The organism is Flagellimonas marina (assembly GCF_042651185.1).
In the GTDB taxonomy this organism is placed as follows: Bacteria; Bacteroidota; Bacteroidia; order Flavobacteriales; family Flavobacteriaceae; genus Flagellimonas; species Flagellimonas marina.
In genome coordinates this window covers 228,712-244,781 of record NZ_JBHSCL010000002.1, presented here as the reverse complement: position 1 = coordinate 244,781, position 16,070 = coordinate 228,712, and the positions used below count along the sequence as shown (strand labels likewise).

At 40.7% G+C, this 16,070-nt stretch carries 14 protein-coding genes; 9 read left to right on the top strand and 5 right to left on the bottom strand.

What is annotated here, in order from left to right; translation table 11 throughout:
- Positions 1–84: 84 nt before the first annotated feature.
- The 6 genes from ACFOWS_RS01270 to tsaB are packed head-to-tail and all read left to right on the top strand — an operon-like array spanning position 85 to position 6,523.
- Complete coding sequence (locus ACFOWS_RS01270) at positions 85–786, top strand: ABC transporter ATP-binding protein (RefSeq protein ID WP_366584972.1); 702 nt, start codon at positions 85–87, stop codon at positions 784–786.
- The gene (locus ACFOWS_RS01265; RefSeq protein WP_379762116.1) at positions 779–2,008 is read left to right on the top strand and encodes an ABC transporter permease; all 1,230 of its coding nucleotides are present in this window, start codon (positions 779–781) and stop codon (positions 2,006–2,008) included. Before ACFOWS_RS01270 ends, ACFOWS_RS01265 begins: the two co-directional genes overlap by 8 nt.
- A 1-nt stretch (position 2,009) precedes the next feature.
- A complete protein-coding gene (locus ACFOWS_RS01260; protein WP_379762115.1) occupies positions 2,010–3,272 on the top strand; it encodes an ABC transporter permease in 1,263 nt (420 codons plus the stop codon).
- A gap of 23 nt (positions 3,273–3,295) precedes the next feature.
- Complete coding sequence (locus ACFOWS_RS01255; RefSeq protein WP_366584966.1) at positions 3,296–4,429, top strand: efflux RND transporter periplasmic adaptor subunit; 1,134 nt, start codon at positions 3,296–3,298, stop codon at positions 4,427–4,429.
- Positions 4,430–4,476: 47 nt separating this feature from the next.
- Positions 4,477–5,823, top strand: a complete 1,347-nt coding sequence (locus ACFOWS_RS01250) for a TolC family protein (RefSeq protein ID WP_379762114.1) — start codon at positions 4,477–4,479, stop codon at positions 5,821–5,823.
- Positions 5,824–5,839: 16 nt separating this feature from the next.
- The gene (gene tsaB / locus ACFOWS_RS01245) at positions 5,840–6,523 is read left to right on the top strand and encodes a tRNA (adenosine(37)-N6)-threonylcarbamoyltransferase complex dimerization subunit type 1 TsaB (RefSeq protein WP_379762113.1); all 684 of its coding nucleotides are present in this window, start codon (positions 5,840–5,842) and stop codon (positions 6,521–6,523) included.
- Here tsaB and ACFOWS_RS01240 read toward each other — a convergent pair.
- The 4 genes from ACFOWS_RS01240 to ACFOWS_RS01225 form a co-directional block, all read right to left on the bottom strand.
- Entirely contained in the window at positions 6,513–7,337 is an 825-nt protein-coding gene (locus ACFOWS_RS01240; protein WP_379762112.1) for a mechanosensitive ion channel family protein, read from the bottom strand. The two genes, tsaB and ACFOWS_RS01240, sit on opposite strands and share 11 nt — an antisense overlap.
- A 78-nt stretch (positions 7,338–7,415) precedes the next feature.
- Positions 7,416–9,530, bottom strand: coding sequence for a thioredoxin domain-containing protein (locus ACFOWS_RS01235; RefSeq protein WP_379762111.1), 2,115 nt, complete (start codon positions 9,528–9,530; stop codon positions 7,416–7,418).
- Positions 9,531–9,593: 63 nt separating this feature from the next.
- Positions 9,594–9,794: a dodecin family protein gene (locus ACFOWS_RS01230; protein WP_366584956.1), complete on the bottom strand. Its 201-nt coding sequence runs from the start codon at positions 9,792–9,794 to the stop codon at positions 9,594–9,596.
- A 70-nt stretch (positions 9,795–9,864) separates the two neighbouring features.
- A complete protein-coding gene (locus tag ACFOWS_RS01225) occupies positions 9,865–10,761 on the bottom strand; it encodes a NifU family protein (protein WP_379762110.1) in 897 nt (298 codons plus the stop codon).
- Positions 10,762–10,888: 127 nt separating this feature from the next.
- On the opposite strand from ACFOWS_RS01225, the gene ACFOWS_RS01220 reads away from it, so the two are divergent.
- Positions 10,889–11,884, top strand: coding sequence for a PorP/SprF family type IX secretion system membrane protein (locus tag ACFOWS_RS01220; protein WP_366584954.1), 996 nt, complete (start codon positions 10,889–10,891; stop codon positions 11,882–11,884).
- 57 nt (positions 11,885–11,941) lie between these two features.
- Here the strand turns inward: ACFOWS_RS01220 and ACFOWS_RS01215 are convergent, their stop codons facing one another.
- Positions 11,942–13,111 carry a VWA domain-containing protein gene (locus tag ACFOWS_RS01215; protein WP_379762109.1) on the bottom strand — a complete coding sequence of 390 codons (1,170 nt, stop codon included), beginning with the start codon at positions 13,109–13,111 and terminating at the stop codon, positions 11,942–11,944.
- 209 nt (positions 13,112–13,320) lie between these two features.
- Here ACFOWS_RS01215 and ACFOWS_RS01210 point away from each other — a divergent pair, with 209 nt between their 5' ends.
- Positions 13,321–15,309: a tetratricopeptide repeat-containing sensor histidine kinase gene (locus ACFOWS_RS01210; protein WP_379762107.1), complete on the top strand. Its 1,989-nt coding sequence runs from the start codon at positions 13,321–13,323 to the stop codon at positions 15,307–15,309.
- Positions 15,309–16,040 (top strand): LytR/AlgR family response regulator transcription factor, encoded by a 732-nt coding sequence (locus tag ACFOWS_RS01205; protein ID WP_379762106.1) that lies wholly within the window; start codon positions 15,309–15,311, stop codon positions 16,038–16,040. Before ACFOWS_RS01210 ends, ACFOWS_RS01205 begins: the two co-directional genes overlap by 1 nt.
- Positions 16,041–16,070: the final 30 nt, after the last annotated feature.

Genomic DNA, 16,070 nt, shown 5'->3' with positions numbered 1-16,070 from the left:
ATTTCAACACTATCTTGTAACAATTTAACAACTTGTATGTCTTACATGCAGAAGTTAAAAATTAGATAGCTAACATAACCAATCATGATAGAAATCAAAGATCTTCACAAATCCTATAAAATGGGAAGCAATTCCCTTCATGTTCTAAAAGGGATAAACTTCAAGGTAGATGATGGGGAGCTTGTGGCCATAATGGGATCTTCGGGATCGGGAAAATCAACGTTGTTGAACATATTGGGAATGTTGGACGGAGCAGACTCTGGCGAATATACCTTGGATGGAGTTCCCATTAAAAATTTAAGTGAAACCAAGGCTGCTCAATACCGAAACAAATTCTTGGGATTTATTTTTCAATCCTTTAACCTTATCAATTACAAAAGTGCCTTAGAGAACGTGGCGCTCCCTCTATATTATCAAAAAGTACCCCGAAAAGAACGTCAGGAAAAAGCCATGCAGTATTTGGAAAGGGTTGGACTCAAACCATGGGCCAACCACCTTCCCAGCGAGCTGTCTGGTGGTCAAAAACAACGGGTGGCCATAGCTAGGGCAATGGCTGCTGAGCCCAAAGTGCTTTTGGCGGATGAGCCTACCGGTGCTTTGGACAGCACAACCTCCTATGAGGTCATGGATTTGATCCAAAAAATCAATGATGAAGGCAACACCATTTTGGTGGTGACCCACGAAGAGGATATTGCCCATATGTGCAAGCGTATTGTGCACTTAAAGGACGGTGTTATTGTTGAGGATAAAAAAATAAAACAAGTAAGGGCGGGACAGCATGTTTGATCGGGACAACTGGAAAGAGATATTCGAAACCATTCAGAAAAATAAGGTAAGGACTTTCCTTTCTGGTTTTACTGTGGCTTTGGGCATCTTAATATTTGTTGTTCTCTATGGTTTTGGGAATGGGCTCATAAATACCTTCAATGAATTTTTTGAAGACGATGCCACCAATACCTTTTTTGTATTTCCTGGTAGGACTTCCAAGCCTTATAAAGGATATAAATCCAATAGACAAATTGAATTTGATAATTCAGACTTGACCGACATTGAGGAGTATTTTCCATTATTTGTAGAATATATTTCTCCACGGGTGGACAGAGGTGGAATGGTTAAGTACAAAAATGAATCTAATAATTATACCACAAGAGGGGTTAGTGAATCCTATCAATTTGCAGAAAAGACAATTATTATGAAAGGCAGATATCTTAATCAAGAAGATATCAAAGAAAAGGCCAAATATGCAGTAATTGGTAGGCTGGTGGAAAAAGATTTGTTCAAAAATGAAAATGCCTTGGGGAAGTACATAGATGTTACCGGAAGTGCGTTTAAAGTCATAGGTGTTTTTCAAGATGATGCAGGGGATGATGAGGAAAGAAGAATCTACATTCCCTATACAACAAGACAGTTAATAGAAAAGAATACGGATAAGATAGATCAAATTGTAATAGGGTTTAAACCTGAAATAGGATATAACGGGGCCATGGCTTTTGAGAAAAAGCTCGGAGACTTTATACGGGAAAAGAAATTTATTGACCCCAATGATCAACGGGGTTTCTTTATTAGAAATGTAGCCGATCAGCTAAAGCAAAACCAACAGTTTGCTGGAGTTTTGCAGATAATTGTGGCTTTTGTGGCTTTTGGAACCATAATCGCGGGTATTATTGGTATTAGCAATATCATGGTATTTGTTGTGAAGGAGCGCACCAAGGAGATAGGGATACGAAAGGCTTTGGGCGCTACACCTAAATCCGTAATAGGAACTATACTTTTAGAATCTATTTTCATCACTACAATATCTGGAGTTGTAGGTATGGTTATTGGTGTAGGGATGTTAAGTTCCTTGGGTGATACGCTAAAGGACTATTTTATCACGAATCCTTTCATAAATATGGGTACTGCTGTATTTGCTACCATAGTATTGGTTTTTTTTGGAGGATTGGCCGGATACATACCTGCTAGAAGGGCAGCTAGAATAAAACCAATCGTAGCGCTAAGGGACGAATGATATGAAGTTTATTTTCGACAGAAATACTTGGCAAGAAATATTCGGTTCTATCGGTAAGAATAGGACAAGGACCATTATCACTATCATAGGTGTATTATGGGGAATTTTTATCTACATAGCATTGTCAGGTGCAGCCAAGGGAATGGACAATGGTTTTGAAAAAGTCTTTGAAAGTGTTTCCATGAACAGCATGTTCGTTTGGGGGCAAAGTACAAGCATGCCCTACGAAGGGTTTAAGACGGGCCGACCCATGCAGTTAAAATTGGGGGATGTTGCTAAATTGGAAAATAGAATACCTGAGATCAACAATATTGCCCCTAGGATTACTTTAGGAAATTTTGGGACCGATCCCGTTTTTACGGTACGAGGACAAAAGTCCGGTTCATATCCTGTTAATGGTGATTATCCAGTTTATACCAGAATAGCAACAAAACAGATTTTTGATGGCGGAAGGTTCATTAATGATGAGGATATTAAACAAGCTAGGAAAGTCTGTGTTATTGGAGAACGAAACGTTCAAGAACTTTTTGAAAAGGATGAAGATCCAATTGGTGAATTCATTAGAATTGGGGACGTTTATTTTCAAGTGGTAGGAATTCATAAACTATCGCAAGGTGTAAGCTTTGACAGTGATGCTGCTATTTTTATTCCTTTCTCAACGTTTAGGAAACTATATAATACTGGTGACAATGTAGATTATTTCTGTATAGCCGCTTATGATGATGTTGATGTGGTTCAAGTAGAAAAAGATGTAAAGGCCTTGCTTAGAAACATTCATAGGGTTAATCCAGAGGATGAAAGAGCATTTGGTTCCTTTAACCTGGGGGAGATGTTTACCAGGGTTTCGGGTTTTGCCAAGGGAATGACATTCTTAAGTTTAATAGTGGGTATTGCAACCATATTGGCAGGGGTAATTGGTATTGGAAATATCTTGCTGATATCAGTAAAGGAGCGAACCAAGGAGTTGGGTGTGAGAAGAGCCCTTGGAGCAACTCCTAGGGAAGTGCGTTCCCAAATTATTTTGGAATCTGTTTTTCTTACCATGGTTGCAGGGATTATGGGTATAATTTTGGGTGCAGGTGTATTGTCCATAATAAACAATCTCACCAAGGATTTAGATTTCCCATATACCAATCCCACAGTACCAATTCCTTATGTTCTGGGTGCACTTTTGATAATGGTGGTGTTAGGAACCTTGATTGGGTTAATTCCAGCGCAACGCGCAGTTAGCATAAGACCAATAGATGCATTAAGAGAAGAATAACAACCGTTTAATAAACACTTATAATGAACAAAATTGTAAAATATATTTTAATAGGAGTTTTGGTGCTAGGTGCACTTTGGGCCGCTGTTTTCTTTATTAAATCGAACAGTAAATCTGCTATTACATATGAGACTAGTCAACCCTTCGTTTCCAGCATTGAAAAGAAGACAGTAGCTACGGGTAAGGTTGTTCCAGAAGATGAAATTGAAATAAAACCTCAAATTTCAGGAATCATAGAAAAGATTTATTTGGAAGAAGGGGCCAAGGTTCAGGCTGGTGACCTCATTGCAGTAATAAAAGTGGTTCCCAATGAACAATCATTGAATCAAGCCAGTGGTAGAGTAAGAAATGCGGAGCTCGCCTTGAACAACGCCAAAATTGAGTACGACAGAAACAAAGCACTTTTTGATAAAGGGGTTATATCCAGTCAGGATTTTAACAACCAACAACTGACGTATAATCAAGCTAAACAAGAACTGGAAAATGCCAGGGCAGACTACCAAATTATACGTAGGGGGTCGGCTGGAGGTTCTTCAAGTGCAAACACCAATATCAGGGCCACGGTTGATGGCACAATTCTGGAGATTCCTGTCGAAGAAGGAGACCAAGTAATCCAAAGTAATAACTTCAATGATGGCACTACCATCGCTTCCATTGCGGATTTGGGTAAAATGATTTTTGAAGGAAAAGTAGATGAAGGAGAAGTAGGAAAACTAAAAGTAGGAACCCCATTAAAAATAAGTTTGGGAGCCGTTGAAGATGTGGAGTTAGATGCCAAATTAAAGTTTATTGCACCAAAGGGTATCGAAGAGACAGGAGCTGTTCAATTTAAGATTGAAGGCGATGTAGAGGAAAAAGATGATGTGTTTATTCGCGCGGGCTATAGTGCCAACGCCTCCATTGTTTTGGAGAAGAAAGATAGCATTCTTGTGATACCCGAAGCAGTATTGCAATTCGACAAGGAAACGGATAAGCCTTATGTAGAAGTAGCCGTTGGTTCAGTGGAAGAACAAAAGTTTGAAAGAAGGGATATTGAGACCGGTATTTCAGATGGAGTGAATGTGGAAGTTTTATCTGGACTTACCAAGGAAGATAAAGTAAAACATTGGAACAAAACCGAGCCTATTAAGAAAGGCGATGAAGATTCAAATAGCTAATGAATCAACCAGAAACCGAAATCAAAAAACGACAAATCAAAAAACGAATGAAACGTAGTATTACGACCTTTCTATTGCTTTTCGCCATATGTGTTTCCAATGCGCAAATGCGCAAATGGACCCTGCAGGAATGTGTGGAATATGCAGTGGAGAACAATTTAACAATAGAGCAGTTTGAATTGGATTTAGAGAATGCCATAATCGATAAGTCAGATGCGTTGGGAAATTTACTTCCCAATCTCAATGGGTCAACATCCATATCGAGCAATACGGGTTTCTCCATTAATCCAACGAATAACCTGCCCACAAACCAAACAGCCTTAAACGTTAACATGGGACTTAGTTCCAACGTTACCCTGTTCGATGGTTTACGAAATTTACACCAGATAAATAGGGCCAAAATCAACGCCATAGCCAATCAGTATCGGTTGGATGACCTAAAAGATGATATTCGGTTGAGCGTGGCCAATGCCTATTTGCAGGTGCTTTCCAGCAAAGAGCAATTAAAGACCTTCAAGGCGCAATATGCGGTTACGGAGCAAGACCTGAACCGTACCAAGGAGTTGGTGGAATCCGGTGTACTGCCCCGAGGGGATTTACTGGAGATCGAAGCGACTGCGGCCACACAACAACAACAGATTGTGAATGGGGAGGGAATGGTGCTGATATCCCGAGTAAACCTGGCGCAATTGCTTCAAATAACCGATTATGAGAATTTTGATATAGCTGAAGAAGAGTTTTTAATTCCGCCTTCAGACATTTTGGATAATTCCGCAAAAGTAATTTTTGATAAGGCACTGTCTTTTAGAAATGATATCAAGTTTTCAGAGTCCAATGTGGATTTGGCCGAAGAAGACCTAAAAATTGCAAAGGGAGCGTATTATCCTACACTATCTGCCTTTTTCCAATATGGAACACGGTATTCCGATGTGACCCAAATCCCCGGGGCCAATGGGCCCTATACCCCCAATTTTACGGACCAACTTTGGATTTTTGATGGTATCTCCTACGGAGCACAATTAAATGTGCCTATTTTTAATGGATGGAGCACCAAGAACAATGTTAAACGGTCCCAAATAAGTTTGGAAAGAGCCAAATTGCAGTTGGAACAGACAAAACTGGATTTGGAAACCAATATTCAGCAGGCCTATGTGGATGTAAGCACTTTTGAAAAAGCCTATGAAGCCGCGGAAAAGACTTTGGAGGCACGTAGATTGGCCTATGAATATGCCAAGGAACGTTATGATGTAGGTTTAATGAATGCTTTTGATTTTAGCCAGGCACAAGCAAGGGTGGACAATGCTCAGGCCGATGTAATCCGTACCAAATATGATTATATCTTCCGATTGAAAATTTTGGAGTTTTACTTTGGTCTTCCCATTTCTTTAAACTAGTATATTTGTGGCCACTATGGCCCTATTACTCAATTTAGAAACAGCAACTACCAATTGTTCGGTATGTATTTCCAAAGGAAGTGAAGTTATTCTCCTAAAGGAAAACAATGCGGTAAACTATTCCCACTCCGAGCAATTACACGTATTTATCAAAGAAGTCTTACAAGAGGCTTCTTTGTCATTTTCAGACCTGGATGCAGTTACCATCAGTAAAGGGCCAGGTTCCTATACCGGGCTTCGGATTGGGGTTTCCGCAGCCAAGGGATTGTGTTTTTCGTTGGATTTACCATTGATTTCGATACCTACCTTGGAAAGTATGGCGCATCAGGTGCAATTGGAAGAAGGGGAGTTGGTCATTCCGGTTTTAGATGCCCGAAGAATGGAGGTCTATTCAACTGTATTCAATCATCAGTTCGAAAAAATCAGGGAGACGCGAGCGGAAATTATCGATGAAAATTCTTTTGCCGACTATGTTTCCGAACATAAAGTACATGTGGTAGGTAGTGGTGCCGCAAAGTGCAAAGATGTGCTCACACACCCCAATTTTAAATTTGATGCGTCCATAGTGCCATCTGCAAAAGAAATGGCCCCAATTGCCTTTGAAAAGTACAAGAAGGGCCAGTTTGAAGATGTGGCGTATTTTGAACCGTATTACCTAAAGGATTTTGTAATCCAATCCAAAAAGAAGCCTAGTTTTTAACTTGATGCATAACCCGTTGTGGGAAAGGAATCTCAATTCCAGCTGCATCAAAGCGTAATTTTGTCTGTTCCATCACATAAAAATGTGCAGGCCAAAATACTTCGTTGGCTGCCCAAAACCGTAAGGTCAAATTAACCGAGCTGTCCGCCAAAGCTCCTACGTACACTTCTGGAGCAGGCTCTTTAAGGATGTTTTCATTGTCCGCACAGATTTGTAGAAGAATGTCTTTCGCCTCTTTTATATTTGAGCCGTAGCCTATCCCTATATCAATTTTGTCCCGGCGATTGTTCTCCATGTTATAGTTGATAATATTCCCGTTGGACAACTGCCCGTTTGGTATAATGGCCACTTGATTACCAAAAGTATTTACCCTGGTGTTAAAAATGGAGATTTCCTTTACGGCTCCGTCAACCCCTTGTGCGGATATCCAATCCCCAACTTTAAAAGGTTTGAAAATTAAAATAAGCACCCCTCCGGCGAAATTGGCGAGAGAACCTTGCAGGGCCAAACCAATGGCCAAACCGGCAGCACCCACTATGGCCACCAAGGAAGATGTTTTTACACCCAATTGGGTTATCACCAGAACAAAAAGCAATGCTTTTAAGGCAATACTAAAGAAACTTTGTAAAAAGGTTTCCAAGGTTTCGTCATAATCCTTTTTCTCAAAAAACCGTCTTATGAGTTTATTGATAAAACGAATGACCCATAAACCGACAATAAATGTAATGGCGGCCAAGATAATATTCGGCAATATGCCTATGGCCCAATTTACACCTTCATCAATATATTTCTCGTAATTTTTAAATTCGTTCATAACTCTTTTTTGTTTTGCAATAACTTAATTGAAAATTTTATAAAATTCAAGAATACCTATTTAAACAAATGTTAACCTTTACTTGAATGATTTAATTTGCTGTAAAACCTCCTCTGCAGTAGTCACGGGCAATTTACAGGTACCTTCAATACAGACGTAAGCCAAAGTGGCGCCAGGTACATATCTATTTTCTAAAAGCTCAAGTTTGCCTTCCTCTTTGGAGCCTACCAAAATACTGTTGGGCAAATAATTACGGGCGACTTGTTTGCCAAGTTCTTTATAATTTTCACCCACTATGGCAACTTCGTAAAAGTTTTGATTTTCATACAAAACCACATGCAGCCAATTGGCAAACCCTTGCGCACTAGTGTCAAAGTCCTTTTGCACATTCATTACCATTTGCTTGGCAATGTCCCCATAATCCTCATCAGGGTATAGTTTATGAAATTTCAGCAAGTTTTTGGCCATAATGGAATTCGAGGCCGATATGACATTATCATTGGTTTCAATGCTTCTTCGAATCAAGGAGTGGTCCTCATCCGAAGTAAAGAAGAACATTCCTGATTCTGAATCCATAAAATGAACCTTGGTATAATCCAACAGTTTTTTGGAATGGTTGAGCCATTTTTCATCAAAAGTCACCTCGTAAAGCGCCAAATACGCTTCAATGACAGAGGCGTAATCCTCCAAAAAGGCATTGATGCTACTTTTTCCTTCCTTGTGATTTCGAAAAAGTGAATGGTCATCCTTAATCATTTCTGTTTCAATGAATTTTGCATTTTTCAGGGCCATGTCAAGGTATTTATCATTGCCCAAATATCGATGGGCATCCACCAAACCTTTTAGCATCAATCCATTCCAAGAGGTCAGGATTTTATCATCCAATCTGGGTTTGGCACGTTTTGCTCGTTCTTTTTTCAAAATACCAAGGGCATTATCCATTTTGGTCTTCAGTTCGGAAACCGAAATATTGAATTTTTCAGCGATTTCTGCATCGGACTTATCCTTGATGAGCACATAATTACCTTCTTCCCATAAACCATAGGAATTGATATTGAAATAGGCCTCAAAAACGCTGTAATCCTCCCCCAAAAGCTGCTGTAATTCTTCTTTGGTCCAAACGTAATAAGCACCTTCTTCCAGTTCGCCTTCGTCGTTTAAACTGTCGGCATCCAATGACGAATAAAAACCTCCATTTTCATCCCAGAGTTCTTCTTGTACAAATCCGATGGTCTCATCAACCACCTCCTTGTACATTTCATTTTTAGTAACGGCATAGGCCTTGGCATATAAACTGGTCAATTGTCCGTTGTCATAGAGCATCTTTTCAAAATGGGGCACGTGCCAGGTAGTATCCACGGCATATCTGGAAAAGCCACCACCCACATGATCGTAGATACCTCCATAGGCCATTCTTTGCAGAGTGGTATTGACTTGCTCTAAAAGCTCAGGTTTGTTGTTTGCCGTGGCGTAGTGCAGCAAAAAGTCCCAATTATTGGGCATCATAAATTTAGGGGCACGTTTATATCCTCCTAAAAACGAGTCAAAATATTGCGACCAGTTGGTAACGGCAGCGTCCAATTGGTCCAGATTATAAAAATCGGAATCCGTTGCATTTTCCACTAAGTTGATGGCATGAATGCCATTGGCAAGGTCAGCGGCATACTGGGTGACCCTAGACCTATCATTTTTGTAGAGCTCCGTCAATTGTTGAAGGGATTTTATCCAATTGCCCTTGGGGACATAGGTTGCGCCCCAGAAAGGTCTTCCGTCGGGCAGCGCCACAATGTTCAAAGGCCAGCCCCCGTTGCCGGACATCATCTGGATGGCATCCATATAGATTTGGTCCACATCGGGACGTTCTTCACGATCTATTTTTATGTTGATGAAATTCTCGTTCATCATTTGGGCCACTTCCTCGTCTTCAAAGCACTCTTTTTCCATAACATGGCACCAATGGCAGGCCGCATAACCAATACTGATAAGAAGAGGTTTGTCCTCCTTTTGGGCACGTTCAAGCACTTCTGGGCTCCATGCTTCCCAGTTTACAGGATTATGGGCATGTTGTAAAAGGTAAGGACTTGTCTCGTTGATTAAAGCGTTGGTATGTTTGTGGGTCACTTTGTCGGGTTTTTGGTTACAACCAAGGAAGAAAAAGGGTAAAACCAATAAAATGATGGCTCTTTTCAGCATAGTTTTCTTTTTGAACATAAAAAAAGCGCCCAATAAGGGCGCTATCTTGGCATTGCCCTTGGGTTATTTCACCTCAAAGGTAATTTTAACGTTAACTCGATAATTATCGATTTTTCCGTCCTTAACCGTGGCGCTCTGCTCGTTGATATAGACGGAACGAATATTTTTAACCGATTTAGTGGCTTGGTCCAATGCATTTTTAGTTGCATCTTCCCAGCTTTTATCGGAATTTGCCAATACTTCAATTACTTTTAAAACTGCCATGGGTAGTGATTTTTAAATTTATTCAATTTAACAAAAATTGACCACAATAGTGGTAAGAATACCTTAAAAATCAGCCGTTGAGCGCAACAACTTCCCGGACTTTATCACCCATCATATTTTTAAGCATGGTCTCAATGCCATTTTTTAAGGTAAAGGTTGATGATGGGCAACCGCTACATGCACCTTGGAGTATGACACTAACCGTTCGGCTTTCTTCTTCATACGATTGGAACATGATATTTCCACCATCACTGGCCACGGCAGGCTTCACATATTCCTCCAAAATATCAATGATTTGTTGCGAGGTGTCATCGTATTGTATCTGCGTGGCACTTTTTTTTGCACTTTCTTTGGTTTTTTGAATGGCCTCAGCAGAAATCACTTCTTTGCCATCCCCTAGAAAATCTCGGATAAACTCACGGACTTGCATAGTAATTTCCTCCCATTCGGCCACTTCGTATTTTAAAACGGAGATGTAGTTTTCATCAAAAAATACCTCTTTCACAAAGGGAAACTGGAAAAGTGCTTGGGCCAAAGGTGAATCCTTGGCCTCATCAATATTTTTAAACTCGTACGTACTGGGTACAATGCGTTTGTTGCACACAAATTTCATGGCAGCCGGGTTAGGGGTGACCTCGGCGTATACGGTAACAGGTTCCTTTTTCTGGGTCAGTTCCTCATGAACCACAGGTTCACCGGCATTGAGATATTCCACCAATTGCTGGGCAACTTCATCCTTTACGTCTTCCCATTCCACAATATCATATCGCTCCAGAGCAATAAAGTTTCCAGAGATGTAAACCGTTTTAATGAACGGTAGGTAAAAGAGCTGTTGCGCCAAGGGAGAGTTCTTAGCTTCATCTATATTTTTGTATTCATAATTGCCCTTTACCAAGAAATGGTTGGCTTCCAATTTTATTATTTTTGGATTGTTGGTGGCAACTATGGTGATATTATATTCTTTCATGGCGAATCTTTCCTGCAAAAATACCAATAGTTAGGATGCGTTGCAAAAAATATAATAATGTGGTGCATCAACCGTTATCTTATTGTTTAATTGTACTTAAACCTCAATCATAGCCCAAAATCGTCACATGAGACGCTACCTAACCTCAATCATCATCAGCCTGTTTTTTGGGCTAGCAGCCAAGGCTCAAGAAGGTATTCCGGTTTATTTTGATTACCTGTCGGACAACTATTACTTGGTGTACCCATCCATGGCAGGGATTGCCGAAGGAACCAAAATTCGTCTTACTGCCAGAAAACAGTGGTTCAACGTGGACGAAGCGCCCAGTTTGCAGACGTTTAACATGAATTCTCGTGTAGGCTCACGGAGCGGTGTTGGGGGTATTATTTTCAACGACGCCAATGGGTATCATTCGCAAACCGGATTTAAGGCAACGTATGCACACCATTTGCAACTGGCTGGAGATTTTAGAACCTTGAACCAGTTATCTTTTGGTTTGAGTGCAGGTGTCATTCTGAGCAGTTTGGATGAAACTGAGTTCAGGTCGGTCATTCCCGATCCGGCAGTAACTGGAGTAAAAAACACGACCAGTTATTTTAACGTGGACCTGGGAGCTTCATATAACCTTTTCGAGTTTTACGCCCATGCCGCCATCTTGAATGTTCTGGGAAGTGGACGAGATTTGTACACCGCTGCCGAGTTTGACAATTTAAGGAGGTATTTGCTGTCAGTAGGATATGTATTTGGGAGGAGCACTCGGATTGAGCCCTCCATTTTGTTTCAAATGACTGATTTTACCAAAGAAAAGACCATCGATTTGAATGCCAAGGTATATAAAGACGTAAGTTTTGGGACGGTTTGGGGAGGATTATCCTACCGAAGAAGTTTTGATGGAGCCCAATTTCAGACCAATGGTGGTTTTGGAGAGCAGCGATTGCAATTGTTCACCCCAATCATTGGTGTTAACGTCAATCGATTTTTGTTTTCCTATAACTATTCCTACCAATCTGGGGACATCCGTTTTGATAATGGTGGTTTTCATCAGATTACCTTGGGCTACGATTTTGGACAGAGCGATCAAGGCAAACGTTACGATTGTTATTGTCCGGCTGCCAACAACTAAAAATGGCCCATCGTTTGGGATGGACCATCTTTCACTGTTCAACACAACAACCTAAGTCTAATCCCAGGTGTAATTTTTCTTGGAAGCCTGTGTTTTTATGGCACTCAACAAGGCATTTTCCAATTCTCCCGTTTCTTCTTTTTGATGCTCGGCAATATAGGCTTCGCGCTTGGCATTTAGCTCTTGGATTTGATTTTGAATATCCTCGCGCTCTGCTTTTTTCTTGTTTATATAGGTCTTGATCTCACTTTCCGATTTTCCTTGAAGTTCTTGGGGAAGTTCCTCTTCCTTCAATTCTGACAGGATTTCCTCGTCGTCTTCAATGGCGTCCACTAAATCCCACTGTGAGTTCTTATACAATCTTGAACTTTTGCTGACCGACCTTTTTACCGCTACGGCAGCTTCCATTTCTGCGGCATTGCTATCCTGAACACTTTGCAGGGCTTTCTTTTGCCTCCCCAAACTTCCGTAGGAAATATAAGTGTTGTTCAATTTGGAGTTCAAACGAATGATGACGTCATCATAGGGAGTGTTGATGTGAACCACTTGCCTGTTGTGATCAATGGCCATATAATCACCTCCAGTCAATGTCGCTCCATTTTTCCACATGGTGGAAATGCCTTGTTCGTAGTTCCCACAGAAAATGGTATTTACAATGACATCCTTTTCCTTGGCGTTGTGTGCGGCATCCTTATAGTTGAGCTTGCCTTGGGTAAAGGGTTCATTGCCCGCAATAAAGATCATTTTAAGGTCATCGGTATTTTTACCCCAATCCAACTGTTTCAAAGAGGTTTGAATCACCTCGCCACAATATTCTTCGCCGCCATTGGTGGTCAGCGAAAACAATTTTTCAGAAATCTCATCCAAATCATTGCTAAAACCTATGACCTGTCTTATATACCCTTCGCGAGAGGAAAGGTTGTCGTTTCCATATTCATAAAGGGCAATTTCAAGAGACGGTCTAACATCATTGCCACATTTAGCGTGGGTAAATTCATTTACAATATCCCAAAGTTGCGCTTTCGCTTGATTTATGAGTCCATCCATGCTGTTACTAGTATCCAACAGCAAGGCAATCTTTACATATTGCTTGGCTGGTTTTTCAGAAATGGACGTAGAAATCAAGGCTGTGTTGTTGGGTTCTTTGGCTTTTAGGTTACAACCGTAGGATGTTACCGTTACCAGTATACAAAGTGCTGTTCCGAATAGATGTTTCAAATAGTTCATGGTTCAATTTTTTAGAATGATGTGCTAAAAGTACCTGCAACTTTTTTCAATAAAAATCCAAAATGAGGGAACGGTCATCTACAGTGAGCAAGTGGTACAATTGATTGCGTATAGGCGGAAAAAGGAGTTGTTTTGACCCATTATTTGAAGCTACACCATTTTTTAATACGCTTGGGATGAAGTAAGTTTACTATGTAGTATAGGAATATATGGCCAAGGGAAAACTAATAGCATTCTTTTTTTTGATTCTGGCATATACAGGTGTTGCTCAGGAAGAGGGCAAGCGCACCTCAAGTAAAGTCTTGGGAACTGCAAAGAAAGAGAATAGAGCCGGTTTAAGTACAGCACAGGCTCATCAACGATTCTTGGACTCCGCCAACATTTACAAAAAGTCAGATTTGGAAAAAAGCATCGATTTTATTGCCCAGTCCATGGAATCATTGGATGCGTTGGGTAATAAGAGAGAATTGTCCAGTTCACTCACTGCGTTGGGAGAGATCTACATGTATCACAAGCAATATGACTTGGCCATCACCAATTTTAAGGATGCGCTTGCTGCCAGTCCTTCCAACAAAACAAAACTCCTTTTGGGCAAAACCTATGTGTTGCATGGGGAGTTTGAAAAGGCCGAGACCACTTTGTCTCCTTTGCTCGACGTAAAGAACATGGTGCCCTATCGGCGGGTGGAACTTTATGAAGCCATGGGCGATGCGAACATTGGTATGTCCAATCCAAGACGGGCACAGGAATTTTACCAAGAAGGGCTGCGAGTAGCGGAAAAAAACCAGATATCTCCAAAGGTCATCGACCTCAACTCAAAGATAGCCGATACCTATGCCAGTGAAAATAGGGTGGTCGAAGCGGAGGGTTTTTATCAAAACAGTCTAAACCTTTCCAAAAGGGTGGCTCCGGAGCGATTGATTCAAGAAAGTGAGCGAGTCGCAGATTTCTATAATCAAAAAAACCGGTACGATGATGAGATTCAATTGCGCAAAAAAAGCCTGAACGAGTTACAACAGTTGCCCCAATCCAAGGTAAGTGTGGAAAGTCGAGGGGTTTCAGTTTCGGATACGATTACTTCCCAGCGCATCAATTACAAAATCGCCAATGCCTACATTGCACAAGATAAGTTGGATGAGGCCATACCTTATTTGGAAAAAAGTATTGTGGAAGCCAATGAAGAGGACGATTTGATTGTGCAAAAGGATGCCACCAGACAACTCTCAGAAGTCTATAGAAACAAAGGGGATTTTACAAAGGCCCTGGAATCTTATCAAGATTACGTTGCCGTGGTGGACAGCCTATATGTTAGAAAGGAACAGGAGCTTTCGCAGGCTGCCCGTTTTAATAGAGAAATTGCCAACACACAAAATCGAATTTCAAGCTTGGAGCAGGAGCGTGAACTCAACCAAAGTAAATATAGTTTGGCGGTTACTGAGCAGCAACTTTTTGAAGAGACCAGCAAGCGTCAGAAATGGATTATCTATTCCTTGGTCTTTGGAATTTTACTCACTGCATTGACCGCTTTGTTGTACTATCGCAGTAATCGACAACAAAAGTTGGCCAACAACCTTTTGGCCTTGAAGTCCCTGCGAACCCAAATGAACCCACATTTTATTTTCAATGCACTCAATTCAGTGAACAATTTTATTGCCAAGAGCGATGAAAGAAGCGCTAATCGGTTTTTAAGTGAATTCTCTGTGTTGATGCGCAGCGTGTTGGAAAATTCAGAGGAGGATTTTATTCCGCTCTCAAAAGAATTGGAACTTTTGGAGTTGTATGTAAAACTGGAACATTCCCGTTTTTCGGACAAGTTCGATTATACTATCAATATTGATGAGCAAGTGGATGTGGATGCGTTTCAGATTCCGCCAATGTTGCTGCAGCCCTATATTGAAAACGCTATTTGGCACGGGTTGCGATATAAGGAAGAAAAGGGATTCTTAAAAATCAACCTAAAACAACTCACCGATACCTTATTGGAGATTACGATTGTGGACAATGGTATTGGGAGAAAAAAATCGGCCGAGTTGAAGACCAGCAATCAGAAAAAACAAAAATCCAAAGGAATGGGCAACATTAAAAAGCGCATACAAATCCTGAACGATATGTACAAAAATAAAGTGGATGTGTCCATTGCAAACCTAAATGATAACCAAACAGGGACCAAGGTGACCTTAAAGCTAAAAAAAGACTAATGGAACTGCAGGCGATCATAGTGGAGGATGAAGCCAATAGCCGGGAAATCCTTCGAAATTATATCAGTAAATATTGTAATGGTGTCAAATTGTTGGGTGAAGCTGCCCATATTGAAGAAGGAATAACGCTAATCAACAAGTACCGGCCCGATGTGGTATTTTTGGATGTGGAAATGCCTTTTGGCAATGCCTTTGATTTGTTGGACAAGATTCCAGACCGAACGTTTGAGGCTATTTTTGTTACTGCCTACAATCAATACGCCATGGATGCCCTTAACCATCACGCCGCTTATTATTTGATGAAACCCATCAATATTGATGAATTGATCAAAGCGGTGGATTATGTAAAGGCCATTAAGGAAAAAGAAAATGCGTTGGAAGGTCAAGTGTTAAAAACTGCGCCCCTTAAGACTGAAGGGAAAATAACATTACCACAACAAGATGGTTTTCAAGTGTTGGATGTAGGCGACATTTTCTTCTGTAAAGCTGATGACAATTACACAGAAATCTATTTGGAGCACAAAAAGATTTTGGTGAGCAAGACACTAAAATATTTTGAAGAAGCCCTTCAAGGCTATGCCTTTGCCAGAATACACAAATCCTATTTGGTAAATGTGGCTGAAGTGGTCAAATATAAGAAAGGCAAGGGCGGCAGTGTGATACTTTCCAACGGCAAGGAACTATCTGTTTCTGCCTCTAAAAAAGCTGAACTATTGTCGTATTTTCAGTAGGCCATCAAACAGGTTCCTGAGTGGAGTCGA

What these genes read in the sequence shown, in the direction of transcription:
- ACFOWS_RS01270 (WP_366584972.1), top strand. Translation starts at nt 85, where the DNA reads ATGATAGAAATCAAAGATCTTCACAAATCCTATAAAATGGGAAGCAAT.
- ACFOWS_RS01265 (WP_379762116.1), top strand. Translation starts at nt 779, where the DNA reads ATGTTTGATCGGGACAACTGGAAAGAGATATTCGAAACCATTCAGAAA.
- ACFOWS_RS01260 (WP_379762115.1), top strand. Translation starts at nt 2,010, where the DNA reads ATGAAGTTTATTTTCGACAGAAATACTTGGCAAGAAATATTCGGTTCT.
- ACFOWS_RS01255 (WP_366584966.1), top strand. Translation starts at nt 3,296, where the DNA reads ATGAACAAAATTGTAAAATATATTTTAATAGGAGTTTTGGTGCTAGGT.
- ACFOWS_RS01250 (WP_379762114.1), top strand. Translation starts at nt 4,477, where the DNA reads ATGAAACGTAGTATTACGACCTTTCTATTGCTTTTCGCCATATGTGTT.
- tsaB (WP_379762113.1), top strand. Translation starts at nt 5,840, where the DNA reads ATGGCCCTATTACTCAATTTAGAAACAGCAACTACCAATTGTTCGGTA.
- ACFOWS_RS01240 (WP_379762112.1), bottom strand. Translation starts at nt 7,337, where the DNA reads ATGAACGAATTTAAAAATTACGAGAAATATATTGATGAAGGTGTAAAT.
- ACFOWS_RS01235 (WP_379762111.1), bottom strand. Translation starts at nt 9,530, where the DNA reads ATGCTGAAAAGAGCCATCATTTTATTGGTTTTACCCTTTTTCTTCCTT.
- ACFOWS_RS01230 (WP_366584956.1), bottom strand. Translation starts at nt 9,794, where the DNA reads ATGGCAGTTTTAAAAGTAATTGAAGTATTGGCAAATTCCGATAAAAGC.
- ACFOWS_RS01225 (WP_379762110.1), bottom strand. Translation starts at nt 10,761, where the DNA reads ATGAAAGAATATAATATCACCATAGTTGCCACCAACAATCCAAAAATA.
- ACFOWS_RS01220 (WP_366584954.1), top strand. Translation starts at nt 10,889, where the DNA reads ATGAGACGCTACCTAACCTCAATCATCATCAGCCTGTTTTTTGGGCTA.
- ACFOWS_RS01215 (WP_379762109.1), bottom strand. Translation starts at nt 13,111, where the DNA reads ATGAACTATTTGAAACATCTATTCGGAACAGCACTTTGTATACTGGTA.
- ACFOWS_RS01210 (WP_379762107.1), top strand. Translation starts at nt 13,321, where the DNA reads ATGGCCAAGGGAAAACTAATAGCATTCTTTTTTTTGATTCTGGCATAT.
- ACFOWS_RS01205 (WP_379762106.1), top strand. Translation starts at nt 15,309, where the DNA reads ATGGAACTGCAGGCGATCATAGTGGAGGATGAAGCCAATAGCCGGGAA.